Source organism: Spirillospora sp. NPDC046719, assembly GCF_040645715.1.
Classification (GTDB): Bacteria; Actinomycetota; Actinomycetes; order Streptosporangiales; family Streptosporangiaceae; genus Spirillospora.
Genome location: NZ_JBEYYT010000606.1, coordinates 1 through 2,054, shown reverse-complemented (window position 1 = coordinate 2,054; position 2,054 = coordinate 1). Strand labels below are relative to the sequence as shown.

The window sequence follows — 2,054 nt, the reverse complement described above, 5'->3', positions numbered from 1 at the left end:
GCCGGCCCGCCCCCCCCGCGCCCCCCCGGCCTCGCCCTGGTATCCACCCCTCTCTTGGAGACGCACATGCGCCATCGCGCCATACGGGGACGCCTCGTCGTACGGGACCGCTTCGTCTTTCGGGGACGCCTCGTCCTTCGGGGACGCCTCGTCGCCTTCACCGGCCTGCTCGGCACCACCCTGACCGCCCTGACCGCCCTGCCGGCGCAGAGCGCGCTCGCGGGCCCGCCGGCCGAGATCTCGCTGCCCAAGGCGGGCGGCGTTCCGGAGGCCCTGGTCGACGGGCTGGCCCGGGGGCCGAAGGGCACCGTCTGGTTCGCCGAGAACGCGGGCGGGATCGGAAAGGCGGACGCGACGGGCGCGGTCACCCGTTTCCCCGTGGCGGCCAATTCGCAGAAGTACGCGGGAGTGCCCTCGGCAATGGCCACCGCCTCGGACGGATCGGTCTGGCTCGCCGACGCATCGCAGGCCGTGCCGCGCATCGGCAAGGTGAACACCGCGAACGGAAGCATCCGTTTCTACGAGCTTCCGGAGACGGCCGCGGGAATGAGCGACCTGGTCCAGGGGCCCGACGGCGCGATGTGGTTCACCGGCGCGGGAGGCGCCTATGTCGGGCGCCTTGAACCGGCGTCAGGCAACGTCACGATGTACCAGGCACCGTTCGGCGGGCTGTTCGGCGCCCTCACGCGGGGCCCCGACGGCGCGCTGTGGTTCACCAGCGACTCCACCCCGATGATCGGCCGCATCGACACCGCCGGGAACGTCACCACCTACGCCCCGCCGGGAGCCGCCACCGCCGTTCCGGCGCTCGGCGGCATCACCACCGGCCCCGACGGCGCGCTCTGGTTCACCGAACCGGGCGCCGGCAAGATCGGACGGCTGGTCCCCAAGACCGGGCAGATCACCGAGTACGCCGTGAAGACCACCGGCTCCCAGCCCGAGGGCATCACCAGGGGTCCCGACGGCGCCCTGTGGTTCACCGAGGCCGCCGCCAGCAACGTCGGGCGCATCACCCGCTCCGGCAAGGTCACGGAGTACCCCCTGCCCAGCACCTATTCCGCCCCGACCCGGATCATCCCGGGCCCGGGCGGGCAGCTGTGGTTCAGCGAACCCGGCAAGGGCGTCATCGGACACTTCTCCCCCGCGTCCCCGCCGTCGGGCGCTCCCCACCCGGCCGTCACGATCGGCTCCGCGCCGAGCGCCGCGACGCCCTTCCAGAAGCAGTGCGCGTCCGGGCTGCTGTGCATCCGCGAGGTCACCACCGGCGGGACCACGAAGATCGGCGGGTTCCGCCTGGACCTTCCCCCGGGAGCGATCCGCGTCACCGGCGCGGTGACCGACCTGTCGCCGGGCTCCACCCTCACGCCTCCCGTGGAGGGCGAGGAACTCGTCTCGGCCCCGGTGAACGTGCCCGGCGGCCTCATGGGGACCCTCCCGCTCATCGGCCCGATCCTGGGCATGACCCCCGCCGCGATGCTGCCCTTCAACAAGCTGACCGTCACCCAGTCGCTCGCCGGGCCGGTCGGCCTCGGGGTCACCGACGCCGGCACCCTGCAGGCGACCCTGCCGCTCACCATCCACCTCGGCAACGACCTCCTCGGCCCCACCTGCACGATCGGGCCCGTCACGGTGACGGTCGCGCCGACGTCGCTGACGAACTCGTCCGGTTACGGCGGGATGAACCTCAACCCCACGGCGATGCCGATGGCCGCCAAGGACACCGGCGCGGCGGTCCCGGCCGCCACGGGCTGCGGGCCGTTCGACAGCGGGATCCTCGACCCGGTGATCAACGCCATCATCGGGCTGCCCTCGCCGTCCGGCAAGAACACCTTCGACCTGCCGCTCGTCCTCAGCCTGGGCACGGGCGTGGCGCCGGCCTCCGCCCGGTCCCTGAAGGCGGGCGCCGCCGGCCGGCCGAGCCTGCCCTTCCTCACCCGGCCGGCTCCGCGTCCCGGAAAGCTCCTGCCCAACGCCACCACGCTCAAGGCCACCGGCGTCACGACCAAGGCGACCGTGCGTTCGTGACGCACGGCGCCGGAACGCATCGGTGAGGA

At 73.2% G+C, this 2,054-nt stretch carries 1 protein-coding gene; it reads left to right on the top strand.

The window, feature by feature from the left end:
- Positions 1 to 66: 66 nt before the first annotated feature.
- Positions 67 to 2,025, top strand: a complete 1,959-nt coding sequence (locus tag ABZ914_RS47055) for a Vgb family protein (RefSeq protein WP_500201148.1) — start codon at positions 67 to 69, stop codon at positions 2,023 to 2,025.
- Positions 2,026 to 2,054 lie beyond the last annotated feature (29 nt).